This is a genomic window from Bradyrhizobium sp. SZCCHNR1043 (assembly GCF_032489675.1).
Taxonomy (GTDB): domain Bacteria; phylum Pseudomonadota; class Alphaproteobacteria; order Rhizobiales; family Xanthobacteraceae; genus Bradyrhizobium.
Genome location: NZ_JAUEYN010000027.1, coordinates 12987 through 26784 on the forward strand (window position 1 = coordinate 12987; position 13798 = coordinate 26784).

General features: G+C 64.7%; 15 protein-coding genes and 1 tRNA gene. 4 read left to right on the forward strand and 12 right to left on the reverse strand.

The window, feature by feature from the left end:
- Positions 1 to 11: 11 nt before the first annotated feature.
- The 9 genes from QX039_RS32580 to QX039_RS32620 all read right to left on the reverse strand — a co-directional run bounded on the left by QX039_RS32580 (position 12) and on the right by QX039_RS32620 (position 7822).
- Positions 12 to 518: a GNAT family N-acetyltransferase gene (locus tag QX039_RS32580; RefSeq protein ID WP_315774173.1), complete on the reverse strand. Its 507-nt coding sequence runs from the start codon at positions 516 to 518 to the stop codon at positions 12 to 14.
- Between the two features lie 143 nt (positions 519 to 661).
- A complete protein-coding gene (locus QX039_RS32585) occupies positions 662 to 925 on the reverse strand; it encodes a DUF1150 family protein (RefSeq protein ID WP_009026315.1) in 264 nt (87 codons plus the stop codon).
- 58 nt (positions 926 to 983) lie between these two features.
- On the reverse strand, positions 984 to 1409 hold the full coding sequence (locus QX039_RS32590; protein ID WP_006613108.1) for an Hsp20 family protein: 426 nt from the start codon (positions 1407 to 1409) through the stop codon (positions 984 to 986).
- Between the two features lie 134 nt (positions 1410 to 1543).
- On the reverse strand, positions 1544 to 2623 hold the full coding sequence (locus tag QX039_RS32595; RefSeq protein ID WP_315774171.1) for a sn-glycerol-3-phosphate import ATP-binding protein UgpC: 1080 nt from the start codon (positions 2621 to 2623) through the stop codon (positions 1544 to 1546).
- Positions 2624 to 2733: 110 nt separating this feature from the next.
- Positions 2734 to 3582: a sn-glycerol-3-phosphate ABC transporter permease UgpE gene (gene ugpE, locus QX039_RS32600; RefSeq protein WP_315741245.1), complete on the reverse strand. Its 849-nt coding sequence runs from the start codon at positions 3580 to 3582 to the stop codon at positions 2734 to 2736.
- Positions 3582 to 4463 (reverse strand): sn-glycerol-3-phosphate ABC transporter permease UgpA, encoded by an 882-nt coding sequence (ugpA, locus tag QX039_RS32605; protein ID WP_315741244.1) that lies wholly within the window; start codon positions 4461 to 4463, stop codon positions 3582 to 3584. Before ugpA ends, ugpE begins: the two co-directional genes overlap by 1 nt.
- Before the next feature lie 49 nt (positions 4464 to 4512).
- Positions 4513 to 5832 (reverse strand): sn-glycerol-3-phosphate ABC transporter substrate-binding protein UgpB, encoded by a 1320-nt coding sequence (gene ugpB / locus QX039_RS32610; RefSeq protein WP_315758162.1) that lies wholly within the window; start codon positions 5830 to 5832, stop codon positions 4513 to 4515.
- A 210-nt stretch (positions 5833 to 6042) separates the two neighbouring features.
- The gene (locus QX039_RS32615) at positions 6043 to 7245 is read right to left on the reverse strand and encodes a CaiB/BaiF CoA-transferase family protein (protein ID WP_315774169.1); all 1203 of its coding nucleotides are present in this window, start codon (positions 7243 to 7245) and stop codon (positions 6043 to 6045) included.
- Between the two features lie 151 nt (positions 7246 to 7396).
- On the reverse strand, positions 7397 to 7822 hold the full coding sequence (locus tag QX039_RS32620) for an organic hydroperoxide resistance protein (RefSeq protein ID WP_315741241.1): 426 nt from the start codon (positions 7820 to 7822) through the stop codon (positions 7397 to 7399).
- A 170-nt stretch (positions 7823 to 7992) separates the two neighbouring features.
- On the opposite strand from QX039_RS32620, the gene QX039_RS32625 reads away from it, so the two are divergent.
- Complete coding sequence (locus tag QX039_RS32625) at positions 7993 to 8454, forward strand: MarR family transcriptional regulator (protein WP_315741240.1); 462 nt, start codon at positions 7993 to 7995, stop codon at positions 8452 to 8454.
- Positions 8455 to 8461: 7 nt separating this feature from the next.
- Here QX039_RS32625 and QX039_RS32630 read toward each other — a convergent pair whose 3' ends face one another.
- The 3 genes from QX039_RS32630 to QX039_RS32640 all read right to left on the reverse strand — a co-directional run bounded on the left by QX039_RS32630 (position 8462) and on the right by QX039_RS32640 (position 9522).
- Positions 8462 to 8713, reverse strand: a complete 252-nt coding sequence (locus QX039_RS32630; protein WP_315741239.1) for a GIY-YIG nuclease family protein — start codon at positions 8711 to 8713, stop codon at positions 8462 to 8464.
- A gap of 247 nt (positions 8714 to 8960) precedes the next feature.
- Positions 8961 to 9036, reverse strand: a tRNA-Ala gene (locus QX039_RS32635).
- A gap of 81 nt (positions 9037 to 9117) precedes the next feature.
- A complete protein-coding gene (locus QX039_RS32640) occupies positions 9118 to 9522 on the reverse strand; it encodes a TIGR02300 family protein (protein ID WP_315741238.1) in 405 nt (134 codons plus the stop codon).
- Positions 9523 to 9673: 151 nt separating this feature from the next.
- Between QX039_RS32640 and aroA the strand changes: the two genes are divergently transcribed.
- The 3 genes from aroA (at position 9674) to rpsA (ending at position 13604) form a co-directional block, all read left to right on the forward strand.
- The gene (gene aroA / locus QX039_RS32645) at positions 9674 to 11011 is read left to right on the forward strand and encodes a 3-phosphoshikimate 1-carboxyvinyltransferase (protein WP_315741237.1); all 1338 of its coding nucleotides are present in this window, start codon (positions 9674 to 9676) and stop codon (positions 11009 to 11011) included.
- On the forward strand, positions 11008 to 11646 hold the full coding sequence (gene cmk, locus QX039_RS32650) for a (d)CMP kinase (RefSeq protein WP_315741236.1): 639 nt from the start codon (positions 11008 to 11010) through the stop codon (positions 11644 to 11646). Before aroA ends, cmk begins: the two co-directional genes overlap by 4 nt.
- Before the next feature lie 248 nt (positions 11647 to 11894).
- Positions 11895 to 13604: a 30S ribosomal protein S1 gene (gene rpsA, locus QX039_RS32655; RefSeq protein ID WP_315741235.1), complete on the forward strand. Its 1710-nt coding sequence runs from the start codon at positions 11895 to 11897 to the stop codon at positions 13602 to 13604.
- The last annotated feature ends 194 nt before the right edge of the window (positions 13605 to 13798 follow it).

Here is a 13798-nt window from a genome sequence, read left to right on the forward strand (position 1 = left end):
GTCCTTCCCGGCTATCGCAATGATCTCGCCATGTAGCGCACCGTCTTGGCGCCGCCATGGATGCTGGCCGCCGCCAGCGGCGCGAAGCCGAGCGCAGCATGAAACGCGTCCGACTGCGGATTGGGCGGATCCAGATTGACCTCGCAGACGATGCGGTCGTGGCCCGCCGCGGTCGCTTCCCGAATCAGCTCCTCATAGAGCTGCCGCGCCAGGCCCCGGCCGCGGGCGGCCGGCGCCACCACGATGCGGTCGACATAGATGAACCGATCGTAGCGCGCGCGAAACCAGCGGTGATTGGGATTGTCATAGGCGGCGGCGTGGTCCAGCGCGATCATCAGCGCATCGGCCTCGCCAATCCGCCAGGCTCGCCATGCCTGATCGAGCAGCTGCATGAACGTTTCGGGCGTGAGCCACGACAGCTCGGAGGCATGCGCGTTGTTGAGCGCGAGCAGTGCGTCCGCGAGCGCAGGATCTGCACGCAGCCCGGCCGCGCTCATGGGTGTTGTCAGCAAGGTCATGCGCGGCGATCGTTCCGGGCAGAAAAACGGGCCGTCCCCGTTTCCGGGGACCGCCCTCGTGTCAGTCCATGAGCCGCGTGCTCCTCATGAGCATCGAGTCTCACGAGAGCGGTCGCTGCAAGCGCTGCGGCTCGGCCTTTGCGTCAGTGGACGCTCACGGCCTGGAGTTCGTGGCTCCACGCATTCGCAATCGCTGCTTCGCGGCTGTCGGTAAGCATGATCGGCGTGCCGTCGGCGGCATGCAAGGCGAACAGCTTCAGTCCCGGCGCGATGTGCGGCGCCTGCGGAAACAGTCCCGGTACGTCCTCGGAGCGGATCTGCTTCACATAAGCGATGTGGCCCTCGCCCAGGGTCGCCAGTGACTCCAGGGAGACGGGGGATTCCGACGCGACATTACCTTCAGTCATGGTCTCGACTCCTTCTGAGACTCAAGCGGTCGAGTCCGCTACTCGTTCCATCAAACCATTATTCGTGTTCATTGATAGCGATTGTCTTAACGATCCGCTCAGGCTCCGGCCTGGCCAGATCGACCGACAACAACCCGTTCTTCAGGTCCGCACCGAGCACATGCATTCCCTCCGCCAGCACGAAGGTGCGCTGGAAGTGGCGCGCGGCGATGCCGCGATGAATGTATTGCCTGGTCTTGTCGTCCTGCTGCCGGCCGCGGATGACGAGCTGGTTTTCCTCAATGGTGACATCGAGTTGGTCGCGGGTAAAACCCGCCACCGCCAGCGTGATCCGCAGACGCTCGGGCTGGCCATTGGTGCGCTCGAACCGCTCGATATTGTAGGGCGGATAACCGTCGGCACCTTTGACGACGCGGTCGAGCACGCGCTCGATCTCGTCGAAGCCCAGCAGGAACGGACTGGAGAGCGAAGGAACACGAGACATGGTTTACAAAGTCCTCTCGAAGCGACTTTGATGTATCAGGGCCCTGACGGCACCCCTTGAGCAGCAATATGGGCACGATCCGGGGCGCGTTCAAGCACCCCGAATGCGCCGGAACGGCCAGCCTGTGGAAGGGTTTAAACGGACAGCCGCTGCCGGCCGTCGGCCGAGAACAGATGCAGCTTGGCCCGCGGCGCCACGGCGCGAATCCGCGCGCCGATCTCCGGCGCGGCGGTGCCCGGCAGCCGCACGATGATGTCGTTGGCGGTCGCGGTGAGCCGGTCATCGCTGCCCGTATCCTGGCGCGCGCCGTAGACATAGGTCTCGGCGCCGACATGCTCGATCGCCTCGACGCGGAGGTCGAGCCCGACCCCGCCCGGCGGAACGGTGTCGCCGAGCTGGAAATCCTCAGGCCGGATGCCGAGCTGGCCCGCCTCTGCGGGAACCGCGTCGGCGCCGTGCAACTGGGCGCGCACGCCATCGGTCGGCATCAGGTTCATCGGCGGTGCGCCGATGAAGGACGCGACGAAGGTGGTCGCGGGCTTCTGATAGATGTCGAGCGGATTGCCGATCTGCTCGACCTTGCCGCCGTTCATCACCACCAGGATGTCGGCGAGCGTCATGGCCTCGAGCTGGTCGTGGGTGACGTAGATCGCGGTGGTGTTGAGCCGGCGCTGCAATTTGCGGATCTCGACCCGCATCGCGATGCGCAGCTTGGCGTCGAGGTTGGACAGCGGCTCGTCGAACAGGAACACCTTGGGTTGGCGCACGATGGCGCGGCCCATCGCCACGCGCTGACGCTGGCCCCCGGACAGCTGCCGCGGCTTCCGCTCGAGCATGGAGCCGAGCTCGAGAATGCGCGCGGCGTCCTCGACGCGCGTCCTGATCTCCTTCTCCGCCATGCCGCGATTGCGCAGGCCGTAGGCCATGTTGTTATAGACGGTCATGTGCGGATAGAGCGCATAGTTCTGGAACACCATCGCGATGTCGCGATCGGCAGGCTCGATGGCATTGACGATGCGGCCGCCGATGTCGATCTCGCCCGACGTGATCGTCTCGAGCCCCGCGACCATCCGCAGCAGGGTGGATTTGCCGCAGCCCGACGGCCCGACCAGCACGCAGAACTGACCATCGCCGACATCGACATCGACGCCTTTGATGGCTTCGAAGCCGCCGGGATAGACCTTGCGGACGTTGCGGAGTGTGACGTTGGCCATGGGTTACCTAGCGAATAGCGAATGGGGAGTAGCAAATAGGGAAGGGGACGAAGCGAGCCGTTGCGCGAACATCCCTATTCGCCACTCGCCATTCGCTATTCGCCCCCTCGTCACTTTTCCGTCTCCACCAGCCCCTTGACGAACAGGCGCTGCATGACGACCACGACGAACACCGGCGGCAGCATCGCGAGCACGGCGGTCGCCATGACGACCGGCCACTCCGTCAGCGCGTCGGTTGTCGTGATCATCTTGCGGATGCCGATCTGGATGGTCTGCATGTCGTCGCGCGTGGTGATCAGCAGGGGCCAGAGATATTGATTCCAGCCGAGGATGAACAGGATCACGAACAGCGCCGCCATGTTGGTGCGCGACAGCGGCAGCAAGGTGTCCCAGAAGAAGCGGAGCGGCCCGGCGCCGTCGATGCGGGATGCCTCCAGGAGCTCATCCGGCACGGTCATGAAGAACTGGCGGAACAGCAGCGTGGCGGTGGCCGAGGCGATCAGGGGCAGCGCCAGCCCCGCATAGCTGTCGAGCATGTGCAGGTCGGCGACGATCTTGTAGGTCGGATAGATGCGCACCTCGACCGGCAGCATGAGGGTGATAAAGATCAGCCAGAAGATCGCCATGCGGAACGGGAAGCGGAAGTAGACGACCGCATAGGCCGAGATGATCGAGATCGCGATCTTGCCGACGGCGATCAGCAGCGCCATGACCAGCGAGTTCAGCAGCATGGTCGCCACCGGCTCGCGGGTCGAGCCGCTCGTGCCGACGAAGATGGTCTGATAGTAGGTCGACAGGAAGTGCCCGCCCGGCAGCAGCGACATCTGCCCGTTGGCGATGACCGCGTTGTCCTGCGTCGAGGCGACGAACGCGAGATACACCGGGAACGCCACGATCGCGATTCCGATCCACAGGATGGCGTGCGCGACGTAGCGTCGAATGCCTTCTTGCTCGACCATCAGTAGGTCACCTTGCGCTCGACGAAGCGGAACTGGATCGCCGTCAGCACGATGACGATGACCATCAGAACGACGGATTGTGCGGCCGACGAGCCGAGATTGCCGCCGAGCAGGCCGTCCGTGTAGACCTTGTAGACCAGCGTCTCGGTGGACTTGCCCGGGCCGCCACGGGTCATCGTGTCGATGATGCCGAACGTCTCGAAGAAGGCGTAGACGATGTTGATGACCAGCAGGAAAAAGATGGTCGGCGACAGCAGCGGGAAGGTCACGGTCCAGAACCGCCGCATCGGCCGCGCGCCGTCGATCGCGGCGGCCTCGAGCACGCTGCGGGGGATGCTCTGCAGCCCGGCGAGGAAGAACAGGAAGTTGTAGGAGATCTGCTTCCAGGCGGCCGCGAGGATGATCTGCAGCGCCGCCTGGTCGCCGTCGAGCAGCGGATTCCAGTCGATGCCCATCGCGCGCAGATAGCGCGAGATCACGCCGAGCGACGGATGCAGCATGAAGATCCAGAGCACGCCCACCACCGGCGGCGCGACGGCATAGGGCCAGATCAGCAACGTCCGGTACAGCGTGACGCCGCGCAGCGGCTTGTCCGCCATGACCGCGAGCAGCAGCGCGACCGAGAGCGACGAGAGTGCGATGGCGAAGGAGAAGCCGAATGTGCGGAGAATGGCTTGAAAATAGTCCGGCTGACTGAGCAGGTCGGCGTAGTTCTCGAACCAGACGAAGCTCGTGGACAGGCCGAACGCGTCCTGCAGCAGGAACGACTGGATAACGGCCTGGATCGCGGGCCAATAGAAGAAAATCAGCACGATCGCGAGCTGGGGAGCGACCAGCACGAACGGCAGCAGTTTTGATTGGAAGATGGCGTTCTTCTGCATGGTCGGTCGGCGAGCCGGCAGGCCGCGGGTGGCCTGCCGGCTCTTGGCCTCACTTCACGGCCGTCTTTTCGAACTGGCGCAGCATTTGGTTGCCGCGCTCGACCGCGGCGTCCAGCGCCTGCTTGGCGGTCTTCTTGCCGGCCAGAGCCTGCTCGATCTCCTCCGACCAGACGTCACGCAGTTGCACCATGTTGCCAAGACGCAGGCCGCGGGAATTCTCCGTCGGCTCCTTGTTGGTCAATTCGAGCAGCGGCGTCTCCAGGTAGGGCTGATCCTTGTAGAAGCCCTCGGCCTTGGCCTTCGCGTAGGCCGCCTTGGTGATCGGCAGATAGCCCGAGGCCTTGTGGATATAGACCTGACGATCGGTGTCCGAGAGGAAGGTCAGGAACTTCGCCACGCCCTTGTATTCGTCCGCGCTCTTGCCGCCCATCACCCAGAGCGAGGCGCCGCCGATGATCGAGTTCTGCGGTGCGCCCTTGGCGTCGGGATAATAGGGCATCGGCGCAGCGGTGAAGGCGAACTTGGCCTGCGCCTTGACGTTGCCGAAGAACGCCGACGAGGTCAGGTAGATCGGGCATTCGCCCGAGGTGAAGCGGCCCTCGCCGGTGTTGGTGCGGCCGGCATAGTCGTAGGTCTTGTCCTTCTGCAGCTCGACCAGGTTTTCGAGATGCTTCACCTGCAGCGGACCGTTGAATTCAAGGACGGTATCGAAGCCGTCGAGACCGTTCGCCTTGCTGGCGAGCGGCACGTTGTGCCAGGCGGAGAGCTGCTCGAGATTGACCCAGGTGACCCACGAGCCGGAGAAGCCGCAGGTCGGATGGCCGGCCGCCTTCAGCTTCTTGGCGGTCTCGAACAGCTCGGGCCAGGTCTTCGGGATCTCGGCGTTGACCTTCTTCAGCTCGTCGAGATTGACCCACATGACGGTGGATGAGGAGTTGAAGGGGAAGGAGAGCATTTCGCCCTTCGAGGTCGAATAGTAGCCGGTGATGGCCGGCAGGTAGCTCTTGGGATCGAACTTCTCGCTGGCGTCCTGCATCAGCTTGTAGACCGGCTTCACGGCGCCGGTGGCGGCCATCATCGTGGCGGTGCCGACCTCGAACACCTGCATGATATGCGGCGCATTGCCGGCGCGGAAGGCGGCAATGCCGGCATTCATCGTATCGGCGTAGTTGCCCTTGTAGGTCGGAACGACCTTATAGTCGGTCTGCGAGGTGTTGAAATCGTTGGCGAGCTTGACGATGACGTCGTTGTTGGCGCCGGTCATCGCGTGCCACCACTGAATCTCCGTCACCGCATGCGCGGGTGCGGCGGCGCCAAGGACCAGCGTGGCTGCCGCGGCGGCGGCGGTCCAGAATTGTCGAAGTGACATTAAAAAATACCTCCCATGGAACGTCATCGGCGTCGCGGCCGTAGCAGCGCGAGATGACAGTTTTGTGAATGTATAACCGGTTGGATCGTCAGCGGAAAGCGCGTTCGTCGCGGCTTCGCGGCGGAATGCCGCGACTTGCGCGAGACGGCGCGGCGCCGGGGCGATGCCCCAGGCGACGCTAGCGTGGGGAGACGACAGGCTGATGGCGCTTCAGCGCTTGCGTTCGGCGCACACCGTGCCCTGGGACAGCAGGGCCTGGATCTCGTGCTCCGAGTAGCCGAACTCGCTGAGCACCTCCTGCGCATGCTGGCTGAACTTCGGCGGCGTGGAGCGCAGGGTCGGCTTGCTGCGTTCGAGCCGGATCGGCGACGCGACGCCCTTGTACCAGTCCTTTTCGATGACATCGCCGCGGTAGATCGTGTGCGGATTGGTCAGCGCCTGGTCGATCTTCTGCACGGGTCCCGCCGGCAGGCCGGCCGCGAGCAGCCGGTCGCACAGCGGCTCCGCCTCGAATTGGCTGAAGACGGCGGCGAGCTCGGCGCGCAGCGCCTCGCGATTGGCGACGCGATCCTTGTTGCGGGCGAAGCGCGGATCGGTGCCGAGCTCCGGCCGGCCGATTTCCTTGGCGAGCTTGCGGAAGGTGCCGTCATTGCCGACGCCGATGAAGATATCGTCCGTCTTGGTTGGGAAGATCGCGTAGGGAACGAGGTTCGGATGCTCGTTGCCGGTCAGCGACGGCGGCTTGCCGTGCATGAAGTAGTTTGCGGTATGCGGATGCATGATCGCGAGGCCGGTCTCATACAGCGTGACCTCGAGGAACTGGCCGAGCCCAGAGCGCTGCCGTTCCGACAGCGCCATCAGGATGCCGATCGCGGCATAGAGTCCGGTGGTGATGTCGACCAGCGGCACGCCGATCCGCATCGGTCCGCTCTGCGAGGAGCCGGTCGCGGCGATCATGCCGGTCATCGCCTGGATGATCGCGTCATAGCCGGGATTGCCGCCGCGCGGACCGTCGGCGCCGAAGCCGCAGATGCGGCAGTGCACCAGCTTCGGGAATGTCTCGCGCAGCGTGTCGCTGCCGATGCCCCACTTCTCCAAGGTGCCGGGCTTGAAGTTCTCGATCAGCACGTCGGCGGTCTCGAGCATCCGCATCAGCACGACGCGGCCACCCTCGGAAGCGAGATCGAGGCCGATCGAACGCTTGTTGCGGTTGATCCCGACGAAATAGGCAGCGTCTTCGTCGTGGAAGGGAGGGCCCCAGTCGCGGACCTCGTCGCCGGCCGGCGGTTCGACCTTGATCACGTCGGCGCCGTGATCGGCCAGGATCTGTGTGCAGTAGGGCCCGCCGAGCACGCGCGTCAGATCGATCACGCGCAGTCCGGCCATGGCGCCGGGAGCAAATTGGGGTGTCATCGGATGTCGCGAGGTTGGTTTCAGCTCGCGGCCATTAAGCATTGCTACGGCGCTGGTGCAAACGCGGCTCGCCGAATGGCGCCGTCGCGAAAACGCGAGGCCTGCCCTGCGGCGGACGCGGGAAAACGCTGCCGCAGGGCGGAATTCAGCCTCAGACGACGGTCAGCTTGACATCGACATTTCCGCGCGTGGCGTTGGAATAGGGGCACACCTCGTGCGCCTTGGCGACCAGAGCCTCGGCGTCGGCCTTGGCGAGGCCGGGCAGCGACACCGCGAGCTCGACGGTGATGCCGAAGCCGCCTTCTGAACGCGGGCCGATGCCGACGGTCGAGGTCACCGACGTGTCGGCGGGAACCTTCGGGCCGCCCTGCGAGCCGACAAACTTCATCGCGCCGATGAAGCAGGCCGCATAGCCGGCCGCGAACAACTGCTCCGGATTGTTGCCGGCGCCACCGCCGCCGCCGAGCTCCTTCGGGGTGGAGAGCTTGACCTTGAGCGAGCCGTCGAGGGTCGCGGCTTCGCCGTCGCGGCCGCCGGTCGCCTTGGCGCTGGTCTTGTAGAGCACGTTCACGGACATGGGGTGTCTCCCGGTTGGATGGACGAATTCAGTGGCGTCATATTGCACACAATTGAATTGTGAACAATATAATTGTTCGGTAGAAAATTCGTGATCGGGGCGCCGGGCCCGTTGTCGACCCGAGGCGTGCGGGCTCAAGATGCCGATAGGATCGACCTGTGGTGACCTCGATGCGAAAGAAGTCCGCGGCAGACCTGCCGCTCCAGCTCGGCAACCAGCTCTGCTTCGCAGTCTATTCGACCGCCCATGCCTTCAACCGGGTCTACAAGCCTTTGCTCGACCGTCTCGGCCTCACCTATCCGCAATATCTGGTGATGCTGGTGCTGTGGGAGCGCGACGGCCTGTCGGTGAAGGAGATCGGCGAGCGGCTATTCCTGGATTCCGGCACGCTGACGCCGCTGCTGAAGCGGATGGAGGCGCTGCATTTCATCAGGCGGACACGATCGGCCGAGGACGAGCGTCAGGTGATCGTCACCCTCACCGCCCAGGGCGCGGGACTACGCGACAAGGCAAGGTCGATCGTGCCGCCCGCGATCCTGGATGCGACGGGCTGCTCGCTCGCGGAACTGGCCGACCTGCACGGCAAGCTGGTGCGCCTGCGGGAGCATTTGAATGCGGCGGTGGAGGGGTGAGGAGCGGTCAGACTGGACCGAGCAGGCGCTTCTTTGAGAATGCCCGCCCAGAATGCGATTTCAGGTAGGTCTCGAACGCCAACGCGCGATGCTTGTCCGGAAAGGCGCAATACCAGACCAGCATCCACGGCATGAACTTGGACGTGTGAACTGACCGGCCAGCGTTGTGATCCTTCAGGCGCTGTCTGATGTCCGCTGTCGCGCCGACATATTCCTGCTCGGGGAAGGCGAGGCTGCGGATGATGTAGACGTACCACATGCGAAGGCACTCGCCGCGAAGGATTGCGGGCCGGCATTCTGCAATCGGGAAGGGAGTTTGTCATCCCGGCTGCCTGCGTACGAAATCAGGTCGTAAACCGTAGGCAGGCGTGACTCGAGAAAACACCAGCTGGAGAAGATGACGGGCCTCTCAAAGCCCGGCTTCGCCAAGGGGCTTCGCCGGGCACCACGCTTCGCCCTTCGGGCTCCGTCGTGGCTGCGCCACGCGTAGCCCGAAGGGCGAAGCGTGGTGGAGCCAGGCGGGATCGAACCGCCGACCTCTTGCATGCCATGCAAGCGCTCTCCCAGCTGAGCTATGGCCCCTGAACCGAACCGGCGGTCTGGGTGACCGCCGGGGAGCACCGTGAACCACAGTTCGCGGCTGATCTCAAGTGTCTTCGACGATTATTCTTCGTCGCCGCCGACATCGCCGATGATGTCGGTCACGTCCTCGTCGCCTTCTTCCTCGTCGGCGATGAAGGTGGAATCATCATCCTCGTCGTCGTCGAGGGTCTCGTCGATCTCGATGTCGTCCTCGGTCTCCGGCACGACGGCCTTGACCTTGCCGGTGTTCTCCTCGGCATCGGCCTCCTCGAGCGACACCAACTCCTCGGCCTCGGCGGGCTCGACCACGTCGGCCGCCGCAGCGGCACGCGCAGCCTCGCCGCGCATCGCGCGGGTCGGAGCCACCGGCGCGATCGGCACGACCTCGCCGGTGTAGGGCGAGATCACCGGGTTCTTGTTGAGGTCATAGAACTTTTTGCCCGTCGTCGGGCAAATGCGTTTGGTTCCGAGCTCGGATTTGGCCACGTGCAGGCGTCCTGGCAATGTCTGAAAAGCGGTGTCTCACTTGGCTAGTTGCCGCGCCGCTGTCAATAGCGCTGTCAACGGGAAAATCACCGCTCGTGACGGAGGGCGGGGGCTGTGATACCTGCCGCGTCCGAAACACGAGGATCCTGCCGTGAGCACGTCAATCGCCCCGACTCCCCTGGAATCACGCGCCTCCGGGCCCCTCTCGGGCACGATTCGCGTGCCCGGCGACAAGTCGATCTCGCACCGGGCGCTGATCCTGGGAGCATTGTCGGTCGGCGAGACCCGAATTTCCGGCCTGCTCGAGGGCGAAGACGTCCTCAACACCGCCCAATCAATGCGAGCCCTGGGTGCGAAGGTCGAACGCACCGGCGACTTCGCGTGGACCGTCCGTGGCGTGGGGGTCGGCGGCTTCGCCCAGCCGAGCGCGCCGCTCGATTTCGGCAACTCCGGCACCGGCTGCCGGCTGGTGATGGGCGCCGTCGCCGGCTGCCCGATCTCGGCCGTTTTCGACGGTGATGCCTCGCTGCGCAGCCGCCCGATGCGGCGCATCCTCGACCCGCTGGTGCTGATGGGCGCCAAGGTCACCGCCATCGCCGAGGGCGGCAAGCTGCCGTTGACCCTGCAGGGGGCCAGCAACCCGGTCCCGATCGAATACCGCACCCCCGTCGCCTCGGCCCAGATCAAGTCGGCCGTGCTGCTGGCCGGCCTCGCCGCGCCCGGCGTCACCACGGTGATCGAGCAGGAGGCGAGCCGCGACCATACCGAGCTGATGCTGAAGCATTTCGGTGCCGAGATCGTGACCACGCCGGAAGGCACCCACGGCCGCCGCATCGCGCTGACTGGCCAGCCGGAGCTAACAGGCGCGCCGGTAATCGTGCCGGCTGATCCGTCGTCGGCCGCGTTCCCGCTGGTCGCCGCGCTGATCGTCGACGGCTCGGATCTCGTGCTGTCCGACGTCATGACCAATCCGCTGCGGACTGGCCTGTTCACGACCTTGCGCGAGATGGGGGCCTCGATCGAGGAGGACGACGTCCGCGGCGATGCCGGCGAGCCGATGGCGCGCCTGCGCGTGCGCGCCTCCAAGCTGCGCGGCGTCGTGGTGCCGCCGGAGCGGGCGCCGTCGATGATCGACGAATATCTCGTGCTGGCGGTCGCCGCCGCCTATGCCGAGGGCACGACCGTGATGCGCGGCCTGCATGAGCTGCGCGTCAAGGAATCCGACCGGCTGGAGGCCACCGCGGCCATGCTGCGTGTCAACGGCGTCCAGGTCGAGATCACCGGCGACGATCTGATCGTCGAGGGCAGGGGCCATGTGCCGGGCGGCGGGCTGGTTGCGACCCACATGGACCACCGCATCGCGATGTCCGCGCTGGTCATGGGCCTCGCGTCTGATAAGCCGGTCACGGTCGACGACACCGCCTTCATCGCCACCAGCTTCCCCGATTTCATCCCGCTGATGTGCAAGGCGGGCGCGGATTTCGCATGATCATCGCCATCGACGGCCCGGCTGCCTCGGGCAAGGGCACCATGGCCAAGCGTCTCGCGGCGCATTACGGCCTCAGGCACCTGGATACGGGCGTGATCTACCGGGCCGTCGCGCATGCGCTACTGACCGCCGGCACCGACCTCAAGGATGAGACCCGGGCGGCGGACGTCGCCATGACCCTGGATCCCTCGACCTTCGACAACCCGGCGCTCAGGTCGCACCAGGTCGGGTCCGCGGCCTCCGTGGTCTCGGCGTTGCCGAAAGTGCGCGAGGCGCTGGTGGCTTTCCAGCGTCAGTTCGCGAGCCAGCCGCCCGGCGCCGTGCTCGACGGCCGCGACATCGGAACCGTGATCTGCCCGGACGCCGAGGTGAAGATCTACGTCGTCGCCGATCCCCGCATCCGGGCGCATCGTCGCACCCTCGAGGCGCTTTCACGTGGGGAACCGGCTGACGAGGCGGCCATTCTGGCCGACATCCTGGCGCGTGACGAGCGCGACCAGAACCGCGCCGTCGCCCCCTTGAAACAAGCCCCGGATGCTGTCTTGCTTGACAACTCCCATTTGGATATAGAAGGCGGCGTCCGGGCCGCCATCGATATCGTCGAGGCCGTTCGAGCGGGCCGTCAGCGGGTTTGATTTCCGCCGGCGTCATTGGAGGAATGCCCGCTCCCGCCCTTGACCATCGATAGCTCGATTGCGGTTCAATCGAGTCCGATCATCCGGACGCACTTCATACGTATCGCATGTGCAGGCACTGCCGGCCCGCGTCGTTTGCGCTTATCGCGCATCACGCGGACGTCTGGGGATTTGTGGACCTCCAGGCACTGTCCATTCGATGCGCCGATCAACCCAAGCTGGCGAGAATGTCCGCATCTGGAGAACAAATGGCTTCGAGTACCTCTGCTTCTTCCTACAATCCCAGCCGCGATGATTTCGCCGCGATGCTGGACGAGTCCTTCACCAAGGGCAACCTGCAGGAAAGCTCCGTCGTCAAGGGCAAGGTTGTTGCGATCGAGAAGGACATGGCCGTCATCGACGTCGGCCTGAAGACCGAAGGCCGCGTGGCGCTGCGCGAATTCGCCGGGCCCGGCCGTGACAGTGAATTGAAGGTCGGCGACGAGGTCGAGGTGTTCCTCGACCGCATCGAGAACGCGCTCGGCGAAGCGGTGCTGTCGCGCGACAAGGCCCGCCGCGAAGAGAGCTGGGGCAAGCTCGAGAAGGCGTTCCAGAACAACGAAAAGGTCAACGGCGTCATCTTCAACCAGGTCAAGGGCGGCTTCACCGTCGACCTCGACGGTGCCGTGGCCTTCCTGCCGCGCTCGCAGGTCGACATCCGTCCGATCCGCGACGTCGCGCCGCTGATGAACAACTCGCAGCCGTTCCAGATCCTCAAGATGGACCGCCGCCGCGGCAACATCGTCGTGTCGCGCCGCACCGTGCTGGAGGAGACCCGCGCCGAGCAGCGCCAGGAGCTGGTGCAGAACCTCGAAGAGGGTCAGGTCATCGACGGCGTCGTCAAGAACATCACCGATTACGGTGCGTTCGTTGACCTCGGCGGCATCGACGGCCTGCTGCACGTCACCGACATCGCGTGGCGCCGCGTCAACCATCCGACCGAGGTGCTCAGCATCGGTCAGACGGTGAAGGTCAAGATCATCAAGATCAACCACGAGACGCACCGCATCTCGCTGGGCATGAAGCAGCTGCTCGACGATCCGTGGCAGGGCATCGAGGCGAAGTATCCGCTGCAGGCCCGCTTCCATGGCCGCGTCACCAACATCACCGACTACGGCGCGTTCGTCGAGCTCGAGCCGGGCATCGAAGGCCTGATCCACGTCTCCGAGATGTCGTGGACCAAGAAGAACATGCACCCCGGCAAGATCGTGTCGACCTCGCAGGAGGTCGAAGTGCAGGTGCTCGAGGTCGACAGCGTCAAGCGCCGCATCTCGCTCGGTCTCAAGCAGACGATGCGCAATCCGTGGGAGGTCTTCGTCGAGAAGCATCCGACCGGTTCGGTGGTCGAGGGCGAGGTCAAGAACAAGACCGAGTTCGGCCTGTTCCTGGGTCTCGAAGGCGACGTCGACGGCATGGTCCATCTGTCGGATCTCGACTGGAAGCAACCCGGCGAGCAGGTCATCGACAACTACAAGAAGGGCGACATGGTCAAGGCCGTGGTGCTCGACGTCGACGTGGAGAAGGAGCGCATCTCGCTCGGCATCAAGCAGCTCGAAGGCGATCCCTTCGCCGAGCCGGGCGATGTCAAGAAGGGCGCGGTCGTCACCTGCGAAGTGCTCGACGTCAAGGACGGCGGCATCGACGTCAAGATCACCGGCACCGACTTCACCACCTTCATCAAGCGCTCCGAGCTGGCGCGCGATCGCAACGACCAGCGCACCGAGCGGTTCGCCGTCGGTGAGAAGGTCGATGCCCGCGTGATCCAGTTCGACAAGAAGGCCCGCAAGGTGCAGGTGTCGATCAAGGCGTTGGAAGTCGCGGAAGAGAAGGAAGCCATCGCGCAGTACGGCTCGTCCGATTCGGGCGCCACGCTGGGCGACATCCTGGGCACCGCGCTCAAGAACCGCGACTCGAAGTAAGCCTTCGGTTCGCGTGATCAGATCAAAGCCCCGGCGAAAGCCGGGGCTTTTTTTGTTCCAGCGAGGCAGAGATGCGCGCTCTGTTCCGGGCGGATCGGGCATCCGGCCGCTTCGCCGCAAGCCTTCCTTTCTTCAAATTGCGCCGCGATTGATGTAATCGGATAACGAGATATTCAGGCTGCGGATGCAAAACG